This window comes from Paranoxybacillus vitaminiphilus (assembly GCF_003259935.1).
Taxonomy (GTDB): Bacteria; Bacillota; Bacilli; order Bacillales; family Anoxybacillaceae; genus Paranoxybacillus; species Paranoxybacillus vitaminiphilus.
The window spans coordinates 331,827-353,765 of the sequence record NZ_QLMH01000001.1 but is presented as its reverse complement, the minus strand read 5'-3'; the positions used below and the strand labels follow the sequence as shown (position 1 = coordinate 353,765).

Below are 21,939 nucleotides of genomic sequence, written 5' to 3'. Positions count from 1 at the left end.
AGGACAAGGTAGAACGAAAGGAGCGCATTATTTTCTTTTCGTCAACGATAAAGAAGCCATGGGAAATCCCAAGGCTCCTCAAAGTTACGATTTTTGATTTTCTTTTTGCTCACGCAATACGGCTTTACGGGAAAGATTGACTCGGCCTTGTTTATCGATTTCCATCACTTTTACTAAAATTTCGTCTCCAACCGCCACAACGTCTTCTACTTTGCCAATTCGTTCTTCAGCTAATTCAGAAATATGGACAAGACCGTCTTTTCCGTTAAATAATTCGACGAATGCCCCAAACTTTTCAATGCGTTTTACTTTTCCAAGGTAAATTTGTCCTACTTCAACTTCGCGAACAATGTCTTCAATGATCTTTTTCGCTTTGCGGTTCATCTCTTCATTGACAGAAGAAATGAAAATCGTACCATCTTGTTCGATATCAATTTTGACGCCGGTTTCTTCGATAATTTTGTTAATTTGTTTGCCGCTTGGCCCGATGACTTCGCGAATTTTATCTGGATTGATCTGCATTGTTAAAATTTTCGGAGCATATTTGGAAAGCTCTTTGCGCGGTTCGCTAATCGTTTGCATCATATGCTCAAGGATTTCCATGCGGCCTTTTTTCGCCTGCTGTAAAGCCTCTTCAAGAATTTCGCGCGATAAGCCTTTAATTTTAATATCCATTTGCAATGCAGTTACACCTTTTGCCGTACCAGCTACTTTAAAGTCCATATCGCCAAGATGGTCTTCCATTCCTTGAATATCCGTAAGAATGGTATAATGTTCACCGTTTTTGATAAGCCCCATTGCAATTCCCGCGACCGGTGCTTTTATCGGAACACCTGCATCCATCATCGCTAATGTGCTTGCGCAAATACTTGCTTGCGAAGTCGAGCCGTTCGATTCCAGCACTTCAGAAACGAGGCGAATCGTATAAGGAAATTCCTTCTCGGATGGAATCACCGGCTCTAATGCCCGCTCACCAAGCGCACCATGTCCAATTTCCCGACGTCCAGGTCCGCGCATGGCGCCTGTTTCACCGACGGAAAATGGCGGGAAGTTATAATGATGCATAAAGCGTTTTGTTTCTTCGATACCAAGCCCGTCCAAAATTTGGACATCGCCGAGGGCTCCTAACGTACAAACGCTGAGCGCCTGCGTTTGCCCGCGCGTAAACAAACCTGAACCATGTGTGCGCGGCAATAAACCGACTTCAGAGGATAACGGACGAATTTCATCAATTTTTCGCCCGTCTGGACGCACTTTTTCTTCTGTAATAAGACGGCGAACTTCTTCTTTCACTAATTTATGTAGTATCTCATTCACTTGTTTAAGCGTTTCTTCATCTGCTTCCTGCTCTTCGTATTTTGCCACAACACCTGCTTTTACTTCTTCAATCGCTGCCTCACGAGCCAGTTTTTCAGGAACTTGAACCGCACGTTTAATGTCGGCTTCAGCCATTTGGCGAATTTCCGCCTCCAGCTCTGGGTCAAGTTCGTAAAGCACAACCTCCATCTTTTCTTTTCCGACTTTCGCTGCAATTTCCTCTTGGAACGCAATCAACCGTTTAATTTCCTCATGTCCAAACATAATCGCTTCAAGCATTACTTCTTCCGGCACCTCGTCCGCACCGGCTTCAACCATGTTAATCGCGTCTTTTGTGCCCGCAACGACAAGATGGATATCGCTTTTCTCCATTTGCTCAACTGACGGATTGATCACAAATTGCCCGTCAACACGTCCAACGGTTACGCCGGCAATCGGTCCTTCAAACGGGATATCAGAAATCGTTAACGCCAATGATGAGCCAAACATCGCTGCCATTTCTGGAGAACAGTCTTGATCGACGCTCATGACCATTGACACAATTTGCACTTCATTGCGAAATCCTTCAGCAAATAACGGACGAATCGGACGGTCGATAAGACGGCTCGCCAAAATGGCCTTTTCACTCGGACGACCTTCACGTTTAATAAAGCCGCCTGGAATTTTGCCAACCGCATATAAACGTTCCTCATAGTTGACCGTTAACGGGAAGAAATCGACACTTTTCGCTTCTTTCGATGCTGTTGCTGTACTTAAAACAACCGTATCACCATAGCGGACTAAGACAGCGCCATTAGCTTGTTTGGCCAATTGACCAATTTCCGCGGTGAGCGTCCGTCCTGCCCAATCTATGGAAAAGACATGTTTCTCTTGCTCCATATAAATGAGTACTCCTCTCTATGTACAAATGAAAAATAAGCAAATTTCGTTATGCATAAATCTCCGAGATCACAAACACTAGAGATGCCTAGTGTGGAAGAGATTTCCTCAATCGTTACCGGATGAGGCTTCCCTTCATTTCTTATTTCTAGTATGAACGAATCAACAAGAACATATCAATAATTATTGTATATAAATGCATCGCAGTTTCTAGAAGTTTTTTTATTTAAACTAGCAAAAAAGCGGGAATGCTCCCGCTTTTTCTACTAACATTAACGACGTAATCCAAGTTTGTTAATTAGTTCACGATAGCGTGTAATATCTTTGTTGCGCAAATAAGTTAGTAAGTTACGGCGCTTACCAACCATTTTCAATAATCCACGACGTGAATGATGATCTTTCTTGTGAACACGTAAATGTTCGTTCAAGTTGTTAATTTGCTCTGTAAGGATAGCAATTTGAACTTCTGGAGAACCAGTGTCATTTTCGTGAATTTTAAAAGCGTTAATAATCTCATTTTTACGCTCTTGTGTAAGTGCCATCCTTTTTCACCTCCTCATTATGAAACCCCAATTACCGAGCAAGCGTCGGTGACTCGACTTGCCAAGCAATGGTTATTTTGCATACGCTTATTAGAATACATCTTTTTCTGCTAAAATGCAAGTATTTTCATTGAGATTTCGAAAATAGTTTCGGGCTGCTTCTTTATCGCGTTGAATTTGCGCAATTAATTCATCAATCTGTGCAAACTTTTTTTCACTTCTTATCCGTTTATGCCACTGAAGAGTGATCGTTTCTCCATAAATATCCTTTGTAAAATCAAAAATATGCACTTCAATATTCGGCCGATCCGCTTTTGTTTGATGAAATGTTGGTTTATAGCCGACGTTGCATACTCCTTCATACGTATGATCGTCTATTTTAATTTTGACTACATATACTCCAAGTGCAGGTAAAAGATAATCATCGATTGGTTCGATATTTGCTGTTGGGAAGCCGATCGTTCTTCCCCGCTTTTCTCCGTCAATCACAATCCCCTTTATTTCATAAAAGCGGCCAAGCAAGCTGGGAAGCTGAGCGACATCCCCATTTTTCAGCAATTGACGTATATAAGTGGAACTAATTTTCTCCTCTTGAAAACTTAATTTTGGCACAACGGTTTGCGAGAACTGTCCGCGCGAATGAAACGGCAATGTCTCCATCGTTCCTTTGCCAAGACGTCCGTACGTAAAATCGAAGCCGGCAACAACGTGTTTGACATGAAAATCAATAATATATTGGTCAACAAACTGCTGTGGAAGCAATTCAGCAAACTGTGATGTAAATTCAACGACATATAAATAATCAATTCCTAGCTCGGCAATTAATCGTTCCTTTTCTTTCAAAGGTGTAATAAAATGAATATGTTTTTCTTGTCGCCCTAATACGACGGATGGATGCGGGTCAAACGTCATCACCGCGCTTTTATAACCTTTTTCAGCAGCAATTTGTTTCGCTGTTTTGATCACTTGCTGATGGCCCAGATGAACACCATCAAAATACCCAAGCGCCATCACCGTCGGCGGGAATTCGTCTTTATTCATATGATGAGGATGAGAGATAAACAATGTTTTCATAGCATATTCACCTTCTGCCTATTGCCGCTTCTAATCATCCCAATACTTTTAACGGCTTGATGAGATGCGGTTTTTCCGGATGCTTTATATATAAAGCCAATGCTTTATTGTGTTTGTCTACGACTAACATAGGATCTTTCACATTTTTTAATTCGTTCGGCATTGGCAATACCGCTCCGTTTTTTACTTTCTCTGCTACTTTATCATTAATTTGATATTTCGGCAAATGGAAAAGTGCATGTTCAATTGGTATTAAAATCGTTGCTAATTCGTTATTCTTAAGTTTTTCTTCCATTTCTTCAAAAGTTAAGCATTGATCAAGCGTAAATCGACCAGAGGCTGTTCGAATTAAATGAGACATATGTGCCGGGAAGCCTAACATTTCTCCGATGGTGACAGCTAACGTTCGTACATATGTGCCTTTACTGCATGTAACCCGAAAGCGGAACGAAATCGTTTCTCCTGTAAATATTTCTCTATTATCAAGTAATGTCAATTCATGAATCGTTACAATCCGAATCGGCCTTTCGACTTCAATACCAGCACGGGCATATTCATATAACTTTTTTCCATTTACCTTTACAGCCGAGTACATTGGCGGTGTTTGTTCAATTTCCCCTGTTAATTGTTGAAACACCCTTTCAATTTCGCTCCGCTGAATCGGTCTGTCCACTTTTTTTTCTTCGACCATTTCACCGGAAGCATCTTCTGTTGTTGTTGAGAAGCCTAACGTTACTTCTCCTTCATATGTTTTGTTTGCTCCTGTTAGCAGCTCAACAACTTTTGTCGCTTTCCCGATACAAATTGGTAAAACACCAGATACATCTGGATCGAGAGTTCCCGTATGGCCTGCTTTTTTTATTTTTAACATTTTGCGCACCTTTAAGACACAATCATGTGATGTTATCCCGGCTGGTTTATGTAACAAAAGAATTCCGTCCATAACAATCCCCCTTAAAAACAAAAGGTCCGTCCCCCTCAACTACAATATATCACACCCATATATATTGTAATCGTTCGGGGGAAACAGACCCTTACAGCTGCTCATCATTCCTCGCTTTTATGTTGTTCTTCCTCTGAAATTTGTTTAATTAAAGATTCAATGCGGTTACCATAGTCAATCGATTCGTCAATTTCAAAATAAATCTCCGGCGTTTTCCGAAGGCGGATGCGTTGACCAATTTCTGAACGGATAAAACCTTTTGCTTTTGCTAACCCCTTTAATGTATTTTGCCGTTGTTCCTCGTCACCTAAGACAGAGATATATACTTTAGCTTGCTGCAAATCTCCTGTGACACGTACATCGGTAACTGTCACAAAACCGATGCGCGGGTCTTTCAGTTTACGACCAATAATGTCGCTTAATTCCTTTTTCATTTGTTCGCCAACACGAGCAGCTCGTAAACGCATTTTCATCACCTCGATTTAAAACCACTCAAATGTTGTAACCGTCCGTTCTATTTCAGGAAATGAATCGATCATCTCAAGCGCCCGCTGCAATTCACGTTCCGTTGTTGTTCGGTCTGACGTAATAGCTACAATTCCAAGCTTTGTACGCTGCCAAACATCTTGATGATCGATTTCGGCTACTGATACATTATATTTTTGTTTGAGCCGTGTGACAACACGCTGCAGCACGGCTCTTTTTTCTTTTAGTGATTGTGCGTCATAAATGAGGCACTCACACTCGACATAGCCAATCATGCCCGTTTTACTTCTTCCATCACATATGCTTCGATAACATCGCCTTCTTTAATATCATTGAAGTTTTTAATGGTAACACCGCATTCGTAGCCTTGAGCCACTTCTTTCACATCGTCTTTGAAGCGTTTGAGCGTGTCAATTTCACCTTCATAAACAACAATACCTTGACGAATGAGGCGGACTTTGCTGTCGCGTGTAATTTTTCCATCTGTGACATAACAACCAGCAATCGTTCCGACTTTCGATACTTTAAATGTTTGACGAACTTCCGCTTGACCAATCACTTTTTCTTCATACTCTGGGTCAAGCATTCCTTTCATTGCCGCCTCAATTTCCTCAATAACTTTATAAATGATGCGGTGAAGGCGAATGTCCACTTTTTCTGTTTCAGCAACACGCTTCGCGTTCGCATCTGGACGAACGTTAAAGCCGATGACAATCGCGTTGGAAGCAGTTGCTAAAATGATATCGGATTCCGTAATTGCTCCTACTCCGGCATGAATAATTTTTACTCTGACACCTTCAACATCAATTTTTTGCAGTGCTGCTGCAAGCGCCTCAACAGAACCTTGAACATCCGCTTTTACGATGATGTTAAGTTCTTTCATTTCGCCTTGTTTAATTTGTTCGAATAAATCGTCAAGGCTGACGCGGGTTTTCACGCTGCGCTGTTCAAGCAATTGTTTTTGTGCTCGCGCTTCCCCGATTTGACGAGCTTTTTTCTCATCTTCAAATACCATGAAACGGTCGCCTGCTTGCGGCACATCGTTTAGCCCTGTAATCTCAACTGGAGTGGACGGACCGGCTTCTTTGATGCGGCGTCCTGAGTCATTCACCATTGCACGCACGCGTCCATAAGTGTTACCGACTACAATCGGGTCACCGACACGCAATGTACCTGCCTGTACGAGCAATGTTGCTACAGGACCGCGACCTTTATCTAGTTTTGCTTCAATCACTGTACCTGTTGCACGGCGATTTGGATTCGCTTTAAGCTCTTCCATTTCGCTGACAAGAAGGATCATTTCTAACAAATGTTCAATTCCTTCGCCGGTTTTTGCCGACAGTTTGCAGAAAATCGTGTCACCGCCCCATTCTTCCGGCACAAGATTATATTCCATAAGTTCTTGCATGACGCGATCAGGATTTGCAGTAGGTTTATCCATTTTGTTAACAGCGACGATAATTGGCACATTCGCCGCTTTCGCATGGTTAATGGCTTCGACCGTTTGCGGCATGACGCCGTCATCCGCTGCAACAACAAGAACAACGATATCTGTTACTTGCGCACCGCGGGCACGCATCGTTGTAAACGCCTCATGTCCCGGTGTATCAAGGAACGTTATTTTCTTATCGTTTACAACAACTTGGTATGCACCGATATGTTGCGTAATACCGCCAGCTTCTCCTTCTGTTACTTTTGAGTTGCGAATCGAGTCTAAAAGCGTTGTTTTTCCGTGGTCAACGTGTCCCATAATGGTAACAACCGGAGGGCGTTCTACTAAATCTTCTGGATTATCAACGATTTCATATGCTTCAAATTCCGTTTCATCAATGACAACTTTTTCTTCGACTTCAACGCCATAGTCAGCGCAAATTAACTCGATCGCGTCTTTATCTAAATCTTGGTTAATTGTCGCCATAATGCCGAGCATAAACAGTTTTTTAATAATTTCAGACGGTTCTTTGCCAAGCTTTTTCGCAAGTTCCGCAACCGTTAAAGAGCCTTCAAACGTAATTTTCTTAGGAAGCTCTTTTTCTTTTTTCTTTTCGACTTCCTGGACTACAGGCTGATCCACCTTTTGCTTATGTTTATTTTTGTTTTTATTTTTCTTATTATTATTAAAAATTTTCTTTTCTTTTTGCTGGCTTTCGACATCGTGTTTCTTGCTTTCGCGGCTTTTGCTGCCGCCCTTTTTAATCGGAACTTTCGTTTTTACTACCTCGTCGTCATCTTCGAAATCACCGATATATCCTTTTGGTTTTAATGGCGCTTTTTCTTTTTTTGGCGCCTTATGCTCTTCTTGTTTTTCTTCTTTTTTATGATATGAACGATCTAGTTTTTCTACGATTTCCGGTTCAAGTGCTGCCATATGATTGGTAACCTCAATATTCATTTCTTTTAATTTATGAATGATGTCTTTGCTAGAAACGTTATTTTTTTTCGCGTATTCATATACACGTATTTTCGACATAGATTCACCCCCACATAAAATCGGTAATATCTAATTTTATACAACTTTTGACATTACCATTATACATCGAGCATCGTCATTAATTTTTTCGCAAATCCTTCGTCCGTAACGGCGACAACGACTCTTGCCTCTTTTCCGATGGCATGGCCGAGTTCATATCGATCCGTTACTTTTCGAAGCGGAACATGATAAGATGAGCATTTATCTTGAATTTTTTTCGCTGTATTGACAGATGCATCTTCGGCAAGAAGAACGAGCTTTGCCCTTCCGCTTCGAATTTCTTTAACGACAAGCTCCTCGCCCGAAACAATTTTCCGCGCTCGATTGGCTAAGCCTAAGAAGGATGCCCACTGTTTATTGTTCATTCTCCGTTTGCTTCTCCTTTTCTGCTAAACGAAGCAGCTCATCATATATTGATTCTTCAATTTCGACCTTTAAATGATGCGCTAATATATTTTTCTTTTTGGCAAGTAAAATGCAGTCTTTATCAAGCGTTAAATAAGCACCGCGTCCCGCTTTTTTTCCGGTCGGGTCGATCGATACGACACCTTCTTTGGAACGAACGACGCGAATGAGCTCTTTTTTCGGCTTCATTTCACCGGTTACTACGCACTTACGAAGAGGTATTTTTTTACGAATCGTCATTCTTGTTCACCTCTCACTCGATTTCATTTTCAGACAAATCGAATGTTGGGTCGTATTCATCTTCATTATTCATATGCTCATCTTTCAAATCAAGCAAAGCGGACTGTTCGCGCGGATAAATTCCCAATCGCTCTGCTTCTGTTTGACTTTTAATATCAATTTTCCAATTCGTCAATTTTGCCGCTAAACGCGCATTTTGTCCGCGTTTTCCAATCGCTAATGATAATTGATAATCAGGAACAATAACCGTCGTTGCTTTCTCTTCTTCGTTAACGATGACATCTAGCACTTTTGCTGGACTTAGCGCGTTCGCGACAAATTCGACAGGGTCAGCCGACCAACGAACGATATCGATTTTTTCACCTTTTAATTCATTGACAATCGCTTGAACGCGTTGTCCTTTTGGTCCGACGCACGCCCCAACCGGGTCAACCTCTGGATTATCGGAGTGCACCGAAATTTTTGAGCGGTCGCCAGCTTCACGGGCTACCGACTTTATTTCCACTGTGCCGTCATAAATTTCCGGAACTTCTAATTCAAACAATCGTTTTAAAAGTCCCGGATGTGTGCGTGACACGAAAATTTGCGGGCCTTTTGTCGTTTTTTCTACCTTTGTAATATATACTTTAATGCGATCATGCGGCTTATATGTCTCATTCGGCATTTGTTCGCTGACAGGCAGAAGCGCTTCTGTTTTTCCTAAGCTTACGTAAATAAACTTTGAGTCCGTACGTTGAACAATGCCCGTCATAATATCTTCTTCGCGGTCAATAAACTCCGCATAAATCACACCGCGTTCTGCTTCGCGTACACGTTGTGTCACAACTTGTTTTGCCGTTTGCACCGCGATACGCCCAAAATCTTTCGGTGTTACTTCAATCTCGACGATATCGCCGACTTGATAGTTTGGATTGATTCTTCTCGCTTCTTCAAGAGAAATTTCTAAACGAGAATCATCGACTTCATCGACAACTTCTTTGCGGGCAAAAACGCGAATGGTCCCTGTTTCCACATTAAAATCGACACGAACGTTTTGCGCTTGATTAAAGTTTCGTTTATAAGCGGAGACAAGCGCCGCCTCAAGCGCTTCTACCAACACTTCTTGACTAATGCCCTTTTCTTTTACGATCGTTGTTAAGGCATCTAATAGTTGTGTATTCATGAAACGTGAATCCCCCTCTTTAAAAACGTTTACCCATTAGAAAAACACAATCGCGAGTCTGGCGTTTGCGATTTTTTCATAAGGAATTTCGATCGCTTTTTTGCGCATCTTTTGCTTAACCGTAATCGTCACAACCGTGCCGTCAAAGGCGGTGAGCTCACCTTCAAATTCTTTTTCTCCTTCAATCGGTTCATATGTTTTTATATATACATTTTTTCCGACAGCCCGTTCGAAATCGGTGCGCTTTTTCAATGGCCGCTCGGCCCCTGGAGAAGACACTTCAAGAAAATAGTTATATGGAATAGGGTCAACTTCGTCCAGCTTCTCGCTTAATTTTTCGCTGACGACTCCGCACTGTTCAATATCAATTCCGTCTTCCGAATCAATAAACACTCGGAGAAACCAGTTTTTTCCTTCTTTTACATATTCGATATCGACTAACTCGAGCTCCATCTCTTCAAGAATAGGTGTCACTAGCTCTTCAACGATTTCGGTGACTTTTTTGCTCATTCTCTTCCTCCTACTTAGAGAAAATTGAACTTTATGGCATAATGCGAAAAGCCCCTGCTAAAAACAGCAGGGAAACAATGCAATGAATCCAATACAACAGAAAGAGTGGGTTTCCCCACTCTTTTCTTACAGATTATCTTTACCATTTCCACTAAAACTATAACATATTGATAAAAGTAATGCAATGAAAAACACTAGAATAATGATAATTGGTTATGATCCGGAAGCGAATCGAGACAGCCGCGGCTCTCTAAATATTCGATTAATGTTTTTGAGACTTTTCCACGCTGCTGCAAATCTTCTTTTGATAAAAATTCTCCTTCTTCGCGGGCACGGACAATATTCCAGGCTACGTTTGTTCCTAATCCCGGAATCGCGTTAAACGGCGGTATAAGTGAATTGCCGTCGATAACAAATTCTGTTGCCTGTGAACGATAAAGATCAATGTTTTTAAATGAGAAGCCGCGCTCACACATTTCTAAAGCGATTTCTAATACGGTTAGTAAGCTTTTCTCTTTCGCTGACGCATCCAACCCTTTTGCATTAATTTCCTCAATCCGCTTGCGAATTGCTGCTGAGCCTTTTACCATGGCATCTAAATCGAAGTCTTCTGCGCGCACAGTGAAGTAAGAGGCATAGTATAAAAGCGGATGGTGTACTTTAAAGTACGCAATTCTTACTGCCATTAATACATAAGCGGCCGCATGCGCTTTCGGGAACATGTACTTAATTTTTTTGCATGATTCGATATACCATTCAGGTACATCGTGTTTCCGCATTTCTTCTTCAAATTCTGGAGTTAAGCCTTTTCCTTTACGTACTGACTCCATAATTTTAAAGGCAAGTGACGGCTCAAGACCACGATAAATTAAATAGACCATAATATCGTCACGGCAGCCGATTACTTCCGACAATGTACAAATTCCGTTTTGAATTAATTCTTGGGCATTCCCCAACCATACATCCGTTCCATGCGACAGTCCGGAAATTTGCACAAGTTCAGAAAACGTTTTCGGCTTTGTATCCTCAAGCATTTGTCTAACAAATCTTGTACCGAACTCCGGAATTCCTAACGTTCCAACGTTGCACATAATTTGTTCCGGCGTAACGCCGAGAGATTCGGTTCCGCTAAAAATCTTCATGACTTCCGGGTCATCGGTCGGAATCGTTTTTGGATCAATTCCGCTTAAATCTTGAAGCATGCGAATGACGGTCGGATCATCGTGTCCGAGAATATCAAGCTTCAGTAAATTGTCATGAATCGAATGGAAGTCAAAATGTGTCGTTCTCCACTCTGAGCTTGTATCGTCTGCCGGATATTGAATTGGCGTGAAATCATAAATATCCATATAATCAGGAACGACAATAATCCCGCCTGGATGCTGGCCAGTCGTCCTTTTTACTCCTGTACATCCAGCCGCTAACCGATCGATTTCTGCGCCGCGAAGCTGAAGATTATTTTCGCTTGCATACGCTTTAACAAATCCATAGGCGGTTTTATCAGCCACCGTACCGATCGTTCCAGCACGATAAACGTTATCTTCACCGAACAACACTTTTGTATAGTTATGTGCGCGCGGCTGATATTCACCGGAGAAGTTTAAGTCGATATCAGGAACTTTATCTCCTTTAAAACCAAGGAATGTCTCAAACGGAATATCGTGACCGTCTTTATTATACCGCGTGCCGCACTTTGGACAATCTTTATCCGGCAAGTCAAACCCTGAGCCGACTGAACCGTCATTAAAAAATTCGGAGTGCTTGCAATTAGGACAGACATAATGCGGCGGCAACGGGTTTACTTCTGTTATTTCCGTCATTGTTGCTACAAACGATGAACCGACTGAACCACGCGAACCAACAAGATAACCGTCATCAAGTGATTTTTTCACAAGTTTATGGGAAATGAGATAAATAACCGCAAATCCATGCCCGATAATGCTTTTTAACTCTTTTTCCAGACGCTGTTCCACGATTTCCGGAAGCGGGTCACCATAAATGCTTTTCGCGCGGCGGTAGCTCATCTCGCGAATTTCTTCATCTGCTCCCTCGATTCGCGGCGTGTAAAGTTCATCTTTAATCGGCTTAACGTCATCGATTAAAGAAGCGATTTTTTGTGTATTTGTTACGACAATTTCTTTTGCTTTTTCTTCACCGAGAAACGCAAAACAATCGAGCATTTCATTCGTTGTTCGGAAATATACATCAGGCAATTCATGACGGTTTAATGGATTGGCTCCAGCTTGCGAACTAATTAATATTTTTCGATAAATTTTATCTTTAGGATTTAAATAATGAACGTTTCCGGTTGCGACAACTGGAATATTTAATTTTTCTCCGAGCCTAACAATATTGTGAATAATCTCTTTTAACATTTGTTCATCTTTGACATAATCCATCTCAATTAACGGTTTATATACTTCTGGCGGATGTACTTCAAGGAAATCATAAAATTGTGCAATCTCCTCCACTTCTTCCGGTGCCTTTTGAATCATATTGTCAAACACTTCACCTTTATCGCAGCCGGAACCAACTAATATGCCTTCGCGGTGTTGCTGCAATACAGATCGCGGAATGCGAGGCACACGATAAAAATATTGAATATGTGAAAGCGAGACGAGCTTAAATAAATTTTTCAGTCCAACTTCGTTTTGGGCAAGCAGCGTGACATGAAACGGACGAGAACGTTGAAATGCTGCTGCTTCGCTAGTCGCTTTGTTTAGCTCATCATGATAAAGAATCCCTTTTTCATGCGCATCTTTCAGCATGCGGATCAATAAATAACCTGTTGCTTCTGCGTCATAAATCGCGCGGTGATGCTGCGTTAATTCAATATCAAATTTTTTACAAAGCGTATTTAAGCGATGATTCTTTAGTTCCGGGTACAAAAAGCGGGCCAGTTCGAGCGTATCAATGACAGGATTGGTCACTTTGCCAAGCCCGATTTTTTTGAATCCTGCATTTAAGAAGCCGATATCAAAGGTAGCATTATGAGCAACAAGTACACTATCGTCAATCCATTCATAAAACTTTTGCAATACTTCCTCAACATCCGGTGCATCTTTCAGCATATCATCGGTGATTCCGGTCAGCTCAATCGTTGTAATCGAAAGCGGATGATGCGGATTGGCAAACGACGTAAAGCGATCGATAATTTCCCCGTTTTTCACCTTCACAGCGGCAAGCTCAATAATCGTATTATAAACAGCAGACAATCCTGTTGTTTCAACGTCAAAAACAACAAATGTATCATCTGCAAGTAAACGGTGCGCCTCGTTATATGCGATTGGCACTCCATCATCAACAATGTTTGCTTCTAGTCCATAAATCACTTTTATTCCGTTTTTCTTCGCAGCGCTGTATGCTTCCGGAAACGATTGAACAACGGCGTGATCGGTAATCGCAATCGCTGGATGACCCCATTTTTTTGCTTGTTCAATCAGCTTGCTGACCGATGTGACCGCATCCATTTGGCTCATTGGCGTATGAAGGTGAAGCTCGACCCGTTTTTCTCCTTCAGGAGCGGTATCCTGGCGCTCATTTGGCTTTATTTCGTTTACATCATTAGCAATTAAAACAAGGTCACGAACAAATGTATCATTTTGGACGCTTCCTCTTACCTTTATCCACATTCCTTTTTTTACTTTTGCCATTAAAGCGGCATCTTCTTTGTCGCGTGAGAACATTTTTACAAGAATGGAGTTTGTATAGTCTGTTATTTTTAAAGTCAATAATGAACGTCCGCTTTTAAGTTCTTTTAACTCGGCATCAAAGACATAACCTTGTACGACAACACGGCGTTCTTCTTCAACAATGCTGTCCAAGGTGCGAATTTCTTCCTCCTCTTTAATCGGATAACCGATGACAAGCGGCCCTGCCGGAGCTTCAACGGCCACTTCAGAGGAAGATTCTTTCTTCATTGTCATTTCTGTCAATGCCGCCAGGACACGTTCTTGGTCTTCCTGTTGTTTTTGCGCTAAAAATTGCTCATACTCGCTTTGTGACTGCTTCACTTCTGTTTCCAGCTGCAAATACGGAAAACCAAATGACTGATAGACTTGTGCAATGGGCGATGCAAAACGGCGTTTTAACGCCATTGCTTCCGCATCATTTCGCGCTGATATGTAGAGTTTGTTTCCTTTTAAACTTGGAAGCTGCTCATAAAGCAATGATAAAAGCGGCGACGAGATTCCTTGCATCTCTTCTAGACAAATCGGCCAATATTGTTGAATGTCCTCTTCCGTAAACGTAGAATCCAGTGTTTGAATCGTATGCTTGACGTTGGCAATATGCCCAAAAGCATGAATCAATCGCTGCGTAAATAGCTGATACAAATTAGCAGGCAATATTTTCGGCAGCAAAAAATAAAAATGCCAGCGTTTTTGTTCCTTTTCAATGACAAGTTTTTGAATTCCGGCTTGTGAAAAATATGGAACGAAATCATCAGACGTCAGCTCAAGCTGCTGCAGCAGTACTTGAAATCGTTCTTTTTGCTCGTTTGTTAACATGACGTCGCTACATTCTCCCCTCTTATCATTCATGTATATATTTATGATAACAGAAGGGCTGTCCCAAAAGTAGAAGTTCTACCCGAGGGATGCAGCCCTATTTCTTCCTTTGACACCCATTGATATTTTAGATGGCTAAAAGACGCTGGATGGTCTCATTTAATTCAGAAACGTGAACTTCCATTGTTTCACCGGTTTGGCGCACTTTCATTTCTACAATACCTTCGCCGGCGCGTTTGCCAACCGTAATTCTGACCGGTATACCGATAAGATCGCTGTCAGCAAATTTTACGCCCGGGCGCTCGTGGCGATCATCGTAAAGCACTTCATAGCCATCATTTTGCAGCTTTTCATACAGCTCATCTGCTAAATGACGCTGTTCATCATTTTTTGGATTCACGGAAATTAAATGTAAATGGAACGGTGCCACAGCAACCGGCCATACAAGACCGTTTTCATCGCTAAATTGCTCGGCAATCGCCGCCATCGTGCGGGACACACCGATACCGTAGCAGCCCATAATCATTGTTTGCGTGCGGCCATTTTCATCCAGATAGGTTGCGTTCATCGCTTCGCTGTAACGAGTGCCTAGTTTAAAGACATGGCCTACTTCAATACCGCGCGCAAAGCGAATCGTTCCTTGCCCGTCCGGTGAAGGGTCTCCTTCTTGAATAAAACGTAAATCAGCATATTGTGAAACGGCAAAATCACGGTCAGGGTTTACGCCGATATAATGATATCCTTCTTCATTAGCACCGCATACACCATTGACAATCGCTTGTACAGCCTTGTCCGCTACGACTTCGACTTCCGCGTTTACCCCAATCGGACCTAATGAGCCAACAGAGCATTGCATGATTTGTTTTGTTTCCTCAGGTGAAGCTAGTTCAACGACGGACGCCTCAAACAAGTTTTTCACTTTCACATCATTGACTTCATGGTCGCCGCGCACTAAGACAAGAACGTACTTTTCATCTACTTTAAAGAGCAGCGATTTAATGCATTTTTCCCGAGGGACGTTTAAGAAAGACGACACTTCTTCAATTGATTTTTTCTCTGGTGTATGCACTTTTTCTAATTCCCGAAGCGGCTCATCGCTTTTTTCGTAAGTAGTGATAACCGGCGCCATTTCGATGTTTGCCGCATAATCAGATGTATCAGAATAAGCAATTGTATCTTCGCCAACATCTGAGAGCACCATGAATTCATGTGTATCTTTTCCGCCCATTGCTCCCGAATCGGCAATCACCGCACGGAAGTTTAAGCCGCAGCGGCGGAACACATTGGAGTAGGCTTCATACATTTTGTTATATACTTCATCTAAACTTTCTTGAGAAGTATGGAAGGAATAGGCATCCTTCATAATAAATTCGCGGCCGCGCAGCAAGCCGAAACGAGGACGTTTTTCATCGCGAAACTTCGTTTGAATTTGATACAACGTTAATGGCAGACGTTTATATGTTTTTATTTCATCCCGGACAAGCGCCGTAATCACTTCTTCATGAGTCGCTCCAAGCGCGAAATCACGGTCATGGCGGTCTTTAAGACGCATGAGCTCCGGTCCGTATGAATACCAGCGGCCGGACTCTTGCCAAAGCTCCGCTTGCTGTAAAGCTGGCATTAACAATTCAATCGCCCCGGCGCGATTCATTTCCTCGCGAATAATCTTTTCGATTTTTTGTAACACGCGTTGACCAAGCGGCAAATAGCTGTAAACACCGCTTGCGTTTTGACGGATAAATCCTGCGCGCAGCAGGAGCTGATGGCTTTTAATTTCCGCATCTGCCGGTACTTCCCGTAACGTCGGGATAAAAGACATACTTTGTTTCATCTTCTTGCACCTCTTATTTAATTGTTGGTTGTTTATATTAAGGCATAAGGCGAAGAGAAATAGAATTATTTGTTCTACTTCTCTTCAACGAAATATTACAGGAAAAACTTTTGAATATCATTCCATGTCACGACAAGCATTAATAACATTAATAAAGCAAAGCCGATAAAATGAACCAAGCCCTCTTTTTGGCGATCAATCGGCTTGCCGCGCAATGCTTCAACAGCGAAAAACATTAGGCGGCCGCCATCAAGTGCCGGAATCGGCAAAAGGTTGACAATACCGAGATTAATACTTAAAATCGCTCCCCATTTCATTAAATAATAAATTCCTGACTCCGCCACTTTGTGGGTAGATACCGCAATCCCAACAGGGCCTGAGAGCATATCAAGAGAAAATTGACCTGTAAGCAAGTGTCCAAGACCAACAATAATCTCTTTTGTCCAGTAATACGTTTCATAAGCCCCTTGTTTAAACGCACCGAACAACGATTTTTCCATCGGTCCATACACACCGATCAAGCCAATGGTCTCCCCTTGCACTTCTTTCGGCTTCGGTGTGACCGGAATTTCTAGTACTTCTCCGTTACGGCTTACTCGAAACAATAACTCTTGATCAGGATTGTCACGAATGATTTCAACCACTTCTGTCCACGTTGAAAGCGGTTGGTCGTCAATCGCTAACACTTTATCGTTTTCTTTTAATCCCGCTTCAAGTGCAGCACCATCTTTTGTTAATTCACCGATGATCGGTTTATCTACAGGATAGCCTTGCAACATGCCGATAAGCACAAAAATGATAAAGGCAAGGACAAAGTTCATTAACGGACCAGCAAAAATTGCCATCGCCCGCTGGCCAAGCGTTTTTGCAGCAAACTGGCGATGATAAGGGGCAATTTGGATTTCCTGCTGATCCATGACAAAAAAGGTAGGTTCACTTAACTCAAAACGTTGAAGACGTTCATTGTTATCATCTTCATATCCTGTAATATACATTCCATGTTCTAAATCCGCATGTTCGACTTCAATAATTTTCGCATTTGGATATTGATCTTTATGATTAATAATGACTTTGTTCACTTTTCCATCCGGGGCAAATTCCAGCCCGACAATCTGTCCCGGTTTCACTTCAATCATTTCCGGATCTTCGCCGGCCATACGGACAAAGCCGCCAAGCGGCAACAGGCGAATCGTATAAACCGTCTCATTTTTCTTAAACGAAAATACTTTTGGGCCAAAGCCAATAGCAAACTCGCGGCATAAAATGCCGGCTCGCTTTGCAAAGATTAAATGTCCAAGTTCATGGAAGAAAACAAGCGCACCAAAAATGATGACAAAGGCAATGATCGTGTTCAATTTTTCAACCACCTTTTAAATTAATAATGACTTGACATAGCGACGGGTTTCCTCGTCAATTTCACGAATCTCATCAAACGTCGGCTGTTTGACTGCATGATGACGTTCTAACGCCTGTTCAATCAGCTCTTCAATTGCTAAAAACGAAATTTGTCCGTTTAAAAATGCTGCAACCGCCTCTTCATTTGCCGCATTCAACACCGTCGGCAAGGAACCGCCGGCTTTTCCCGCTTCATAGGCAAACTTTAAACAACGATAACGTTCAAAGTCTACTTTTTGGAAATGGAGCGTTCCTACTTCTGCTAAGTTTAGCTTTTTGGCACCGAATAATTCGAATCGGTCAGGATACGTAAGAGCATATTGGATTGGCACCCGCATATCAGGTGTCCCCAATTGGGCAATGACGCTGCTATCATGAAATTGCACCATTGAATGAATAATGCTCTCCTTATGTAGTAAAACATCAATTTGTTCATATGGCAAATGAAACAACCAGTGCGCCTCAATCACTTCCAAACCTTTATTCATCATTGTTGCCGAATCAATCGTAATTTTCGCCCCCATCGCCCAGTTCGGATGGCGGAGCGCTTCTTCCACGGTGACATTTTGCAGTTCTTCTCGTTTTTTGTCACGGAAGCTGCCGCCGGAGGCTGTTAAAATAATTTTTTCGATATTTTTCTTTTTTTCTCCTTGCAGACATTGAAAAATCGCTGAATGTTCACTGTCCACCGGCAATATCGTGACACCTCGTTTTTGTGCCGCTTCCATGACAATGTGACCGGCTGTAACAAGCGTCTCCTTGTTGGCAAGGGCGATTGTTTTTCCCGCTTCAATCGCCTGTAATGTCGGCAAAAGACCAACGCTTCCCACGACAGCATTCACAACAATGTCTGTCTTTGGATATGTAGCAACCTCTATTAATCCTTCTTCTCCGTATACAAATTTTACTTTGCTGCCAAATTCTTGACGAAGACGTTCACAATCCTCCTTGTTCGCTACGGAGACAAGATGCGGAGTAAATTCCTTAATGATTTTCCCTGCTAATTCAATATTTTTTCCTATCGACATTGCCGCTAACTGAAACTCATTCGGATGAGAACGTATCACATCGAGCGTTTGTGTGCCAATGGATCCGCTTGCTCCTAATAAACTAATATATTTCAATACATTCACTCCTAACTGCTTGCACGATTACACAAATTTTAAAAAATGTAGAAGCGGCAAGATAAATAGCAAACTATCGAAACGATCTAAAATGCCCCCGTGTCCAGGTAAAATTTTTCCGGAGTCCTTCACACCATAATGCCGTTTAAAGGCCGACTCAACTAAATCACCAATTTGTCCAAATACAGACAAAATAACCGTCATCATTAAAAGTGCTGTCAACGTTTGCTCAAAATCAGCCATTGCATAATAAACAGCCGCAACGATTAACGCTGAAATAATCCCGCCTAAAGAGCCTTCGATTGTTTTGTTCGGGCTAATTTCCGGCCACAGTTTTCTCTTGCCGATTGCCCGGCCGATGAAATAAGCTCCTGTATCCGTTGCCCAAATAATAAATAGTGCATAAAAAATATAATGTAAACCGGCAAGTCTTGTTTCGATAAAGTAATGGAAACCGATGCCCACATACAATGTCGAAAGGAGGACAAACCCTGCTTCATCAAAAGTAAACTTATTTTTCGTTGCAACCGTATATGTTAATAATAACAAGACACCGATGAACAAAAGTTCCGTTTTCGCAATCGGCAGAGAGCGTTCCGTTGGAAGCAAGAAAGCCCATAATAGCAAGAAGCTGGTCAGTGCTTGAAACGATAAAAGGTTTATATTTTTCATGCGAAATAATTCGAATAGTCCAATCGTTGCTAGCACATATGTTAACAGTATAAACGGTAATCCTCCAAAAATGACAATTGGTAAGAAAAATGCTGCGGCGATTACACCTGTAATAATTCGTTGCTTCATCTATACTCCTCCAAAGCGCCGACCTCTTTGTTGAAAATCGGCAATTGCTTGTAATAAATGTTGTTCTGTAAAATCAGGCCAAAGTACATCGGTAAACCAAAATTCGGTATAAGCAAGCTGCCAAAGCATAAAGTTGCTTAAGCGAATTTCACCGCTTGTCCGAATAAGCAAATCAGGATCTCCTAAATCTTTTGTCATTAAGTATGAAGCGACAAGTTCTTCATTTACTTGTTCGGCTGTTAAATTCCCCGCTTCAATCTGTTTCGCGATCGCCTGCACAGCGCTTGTAATCTCAGCCCGGCTGCCATAGTTCAACGCAAAGTTTAAAATGAGACCTGTATTGTTTTTCGTTTCCTTAATCGCTTTTTCAACAGCGCGTCTCGTATGCTCAGGCAGCTGCTCTTTATTCCCCATGACACGGACTTGAACATTTTCCTTTACTAACTCTGGAAGAAATGTGCCAAGAAATTCTTCCGGTAATTTCATTAAGTAATCCACTTCGCTTTTCGGCCGCTTCCAATTTTCAGTGGAAAACGCATAGAGTGTAAGTACTTTCACTCCAAGCTCATTGGCAAAACGGGTAATTTTTCGCACAACTTGCATTCCTTCATAATGCCCTGCTACCCGCGGCATCGCTCTTTTTTTTGCCCAGCGGCCATTTCCATCCATAATGATGGCAATATGTTCCGGTATCGGTCGTTTTTTCACTTCTTCTTTTGTATATTCCGAAGAAAAAGGCTCTTGTCCTTTATTCTTCCATAATCGTACTTTATTTAACATAATGACTAGTCCTCCGCATTTATGTATAGATTTGAATAAATAATGTATTATGAGGCTAGTGTAATCAGAAGTTGCTTTTTCGTCAAATGTCGTTTTCACTCATGTTGTCTCATTTTTACATTATAGCAAAAAAACCCTCTGCAAATATAGAGGGTTTTTAGGATCAGCAATTAAACTTCCATGACTTCTTTTTCTTTTTCTTTCGTAATCGCATCAATCTTCGCAATATGCTCGTCTGTCATTTTTTGAACGTCATCTGTATATCCGCGAAGTTCATCTTCCGTGATTTCACCGTTTTTCTCAAGCTTTTTCAATTCGTCATTCGCATCGCGGCGAATGTTGCGAACAGCTACTTTGGCTTCTTCAGCATATTTTTTTACAAGCTTAACAAGCTCGCGGCGGCGTTCTTCTGTTAATGGCGGAATGGTAATGCGAATGACAGAACCGTCATTAGAAGGTGTTAACCCTAAATCAGAAGCTAAAATCGCTTTCTCGATATCTTTAAGAATGGATTTATCATACGGTTGAATAACAAGAAGGCGAGCCTCCGGAACGCTGATACCTGCCAGCTGAATGATTGGTGTAGGCACACCATAGTAGTCTACCGTCACTTTCTCAAGCAAGCTAGGACTCGCTTTTCCGGCGCGGATTGTCGCTAATTCACGGCTAAATGCTTGAATGGCTTTATCCATTTTTTCTTTTGCAGTCGTTAATACTTGTTTTACCATCGCTATTTCCCCCTTACAATTGTTCCGATATTTTCGCCAAGTACCGCTCGTTTAATGTTGCCTTCTTCAGTGATGGAGAAGACGATAAGCGGAATGTTGTTATCCATGCATAAAGATGAAGCGGTAGAGTCCATAACCCCTAATCCTTGTTTAATAACGTCCAAATACGATAATTCATCGTATTTTACCGCGTTTTGATCCACTTTCGGGTCGGCGCTGTATACACCATCAACATTGTTTTTCGCCATTAAGATAACATCTGCTTCGATTTCGGCAGCGCGCAAGGCAGCAGTTGTGTCTGTTGAGAAATATGGATTTCCTGTTCCCGCTGCAAAAATAACAACGCGCTTTTTCTCCAGATGACGAATCGCTTTTCTTCTTATGTACGGCTCGGCAACCTGGCGCATTTCAATCGATGTTTGAACGCGCGTCTGTACACCAAGATTTTCAAGACTGTCTTGGAGCGCAAGCGAATTCATGACTGTCGCTAGCATTCCCATGTAATCGGCAGTTGCACGATCCATTCCCATTTCGCTTCCCGTTTTTCCGCGCCAAATGTTACCTCCGCCGACAACAACAGCCACTTCAACACCTAACTCAGCTACTTCTTTGATTTGTTTCGCGATCGACTGAATGATGGATGGATTAATACCGAAACCTTGATCACCGGCTAATGCTTCACCGCTTAATTTTAACACAATCCGTTTATATTTAGGGCTACTCATGTTAAACCTCCATGCATCC

At 41.9% G+C, this 21,939-nt stretch carries 19 protein-coding genes; all 19 read right to left on the bottom strand.

The annotated features are described in order from the left end of the window. Positions 1-84: 84 nt before the first annotated feature. The 19 genes from pnp to pyrH all read right to left on the bottom strand — a co-directional run bounded on the left by pnp (position 85) and on the right by pyrH (position 21,920). A complete protein-coding gene (pnp, locus tag B0I26_RS01835) occupies positions 85-2,196 on the bottom strand; it encodes a polyribonucleotide nucleotidyltransferase (protein WP_111643770.1) in 2,112 nt (703 codons plus the stop codon). 272 nt (positions 2,197-2,468) lie between these two features. Continuing rightward, on the bottom strand, positions 2,469-2,738 hold the full coding sequence (rpsO, locus tag B0I26_RS01830) for a 30S ribosomal protein S15 (protein ID WP_111643769.1): 270 nt from the start codon (positions 2,736-2,738) through the stop codon (positions 2,469-2,471). A 90-nt stretch (positions 2,739-2,828) separates the two neighbouring features. After that, positions 2,829-3,812 (bottom strand): bifunctional riboflavin kinase/FAD synthetase, encoded by a 984-nt coding sequence (ribF, locus tag B0I26_RS01825; RefSeq protein ID WP_111643768.1) that lies wholly within the window; start codon positions 3,810-3,812, stop codon positions 2,829-2,831. Positions 3,813-3,846: 34 nt separating this feature from the next. Beyond that, the gene (gene truB, locus B0I26_RS01820) at positions 3,847-4,755 is read right to left on the bottom strand and encodes a tRNA pseudouridine(55) synthase TruB (protein WP_111643767.1); all 909 of its coding nucleotides are present in this window, start codon (positions 4,753-4,755) and stop codon (positions 3,847-3,849) included. Between the two features lie 104 nt (positions 4,756-4,859). After that, the gene (rbfA, locus tag B0I26_RS01815; protein WP_111643766.1) at positions 4,860-5,222 is read right to left on the bottom strand and encodes a 30S ribosome-binding factor RbfA; all 363 of its coding nucleotides are present in this window, start codon (positions 5,220-5,222) and stop codon (positions 4,860-4,862) included. 15 nt (positions 5,223-5,237) lie between these two features. Continuing rightward, on the bottom strand, positions 5,238-5,516 hold the full coding sequence (locus B0I26_RS01810) for a DUF503 domain-containing protein (RefSeq protein ID WP_111643765.1): 279 nt from the start codon (positions 5,514-5,516) through the stop codon (positions 5,238-5,240). After that, positions 5,513-7,711 carry a translation initiation factor IF-2 gene (infB, locus tag B0I26_RS01805; RefSeq protein ID WP_111643764.1) on the bottom strand — a complete coding sequence of 733 codons (2,199 nt, stop codon included), beginning with the start codon at positions 7,709-7,711 and terminating at the stop codon, positions 5,513-5,515. The genes B0I26_RS01810 and infB overlap by 4 nt, the downstream gene beginning before the upstream one ends. Before the next feature lie 59 nt (positions 7,712-7,770). Then, complete coding sequence (locus B0I26_RS01800; protein WP_111643763.1) at positions 7,771-8,076, bottom strand: YlxQ family RNA-binding protein; 306 nt, start codon at positions 8,074-8,076, stop codon at positions 7,771-7,773. Further along, positions 8,066-8,356, bottom strand: coding sequence for an RNase P modulator RnpM (gene rnpM, locus B0I26_RS01795; protein WP_111643762.1), 291 nt, complete (start codon positions 8,354-8,356; stop codon positions 8,066-8,068). The genes B0I26_RS01800 and rnpM overlap by 11 nt, the downstream gene beginning before the upstream one ends. Before the next feature lie 13 nt (positions 8,357-8,369). Beyond that, on the bottom strand, positions 8,370-9,518 hold the full coding sequence (gene nusA / locus B0I26_RS01790) for a transcription termination factor NusA (RefSeq protein ID WP_111643761.1): 1,149 nt from the start codon (positions 9,516-9,518) through the stop codon (positions 8,370-8,372). A gap of 36 nt (positions 9,519-9,554) precedes the next feature. Then, positions 9,555-10,028, bottom strand: a complete 474-nt coding sequence (gene rimP, locus B0I26_RS01785) for a ribosome maturation factor RimP (protein ID WP_111643760.1) — start codon at positions 10,026-10,028, stop codon at positions 9,555-9,557. 194 nt (positions 10,029-10,222) lie between these two features. Next, positions 10,223-14,536, bottom strand: coding sequence for a PolC-type DNA polymerase III (locus tag B0I26_RS01780; protein ID WP_111643759.1), 4,314 nt, complete (start codon positions 14,534-14,536; stop codon positions 10,223-10,225). A 127-nt stretch (positions 14,537-14,663) separates the two neighbouring features. Beyond that, a complete protein-coding gene (locus tag B0I26_RS01775) occupies positions 14,664-16,367 on the bottom strand; it encodes a proline--tRNA ligase (protein WP_111643758.1) in 1,704 nt (567 codons plus the stop codon). Between the two features lie 95 nt (positions 16,368-16,462). Then, entirely contained in the window at positions 16,463-17,722 is a 1,260-nt protein-coding gene (gene rseP / locus B0I26_RS01770) for an RIP metalloprotease RseP (protein ID WP_111643757.1), read from the bottom strand. A gap of 15 nt (positions 17,723-17,737) precedes the next feature. Next, positions 17,738-18,886 (bottom strand): 1-deoxy-D-xylulose-5-phosphate reductoisomerase, encoded by a 1,149-nt coding sequence (locus tag B0I26_RS01765; protein WP_181502663.1) that lies wholly within the window; start codon positions 18,884-18,886, stop codon positions 17,738-17,740. 27 nt (positions 18,887-18,913) lie between these two features. Continuing rightward, a complete protein-coding gene (locus tag B0I26_RS01760; RefSeq protein WP_111643755.1) occupies positions 18,914-19,687 on the bottom strand; it encodes a phosphatidate cytidylyltransferase in 774 nt (257 codons plus the stop codon). Beyond that, positions 19,688-20,467 (bottom strand): isoprenyl transferase, encoded by a 780-nt coding sequence (locus B0I26_RS01755; protein ID WP_111643754.1) that lies wholly within the window; start codon positions 20,465-20,467, stop codon positions 19,688-19,690. A gap of 170 nt (positions 20,468-20,637) precedes the next feature. After that, a complete protein-coding gene (gene frr, locus B0I26_RS01750; protein WP_111643753.1) occupies positions 20,638-21,195 on the bottom strand; it encodes a ribosome recycling factor in 558 nt (185 codons plus the stop codon). 2 nt (positions 21,196-21,197) lie between these two features. Continuing rightward, complete coding sequence (gene pyrH, locus B0I26_RS01745) at positions 21,198-21,920, bottom strand: UMP kinase (protein ID WP_111643752.1); 723 nt, start codon at positions 21,918-21,920, stop codon at positions 21,198-21,200. Positions 21,921-21,939 lie beyond the last annotated feature (19 nt).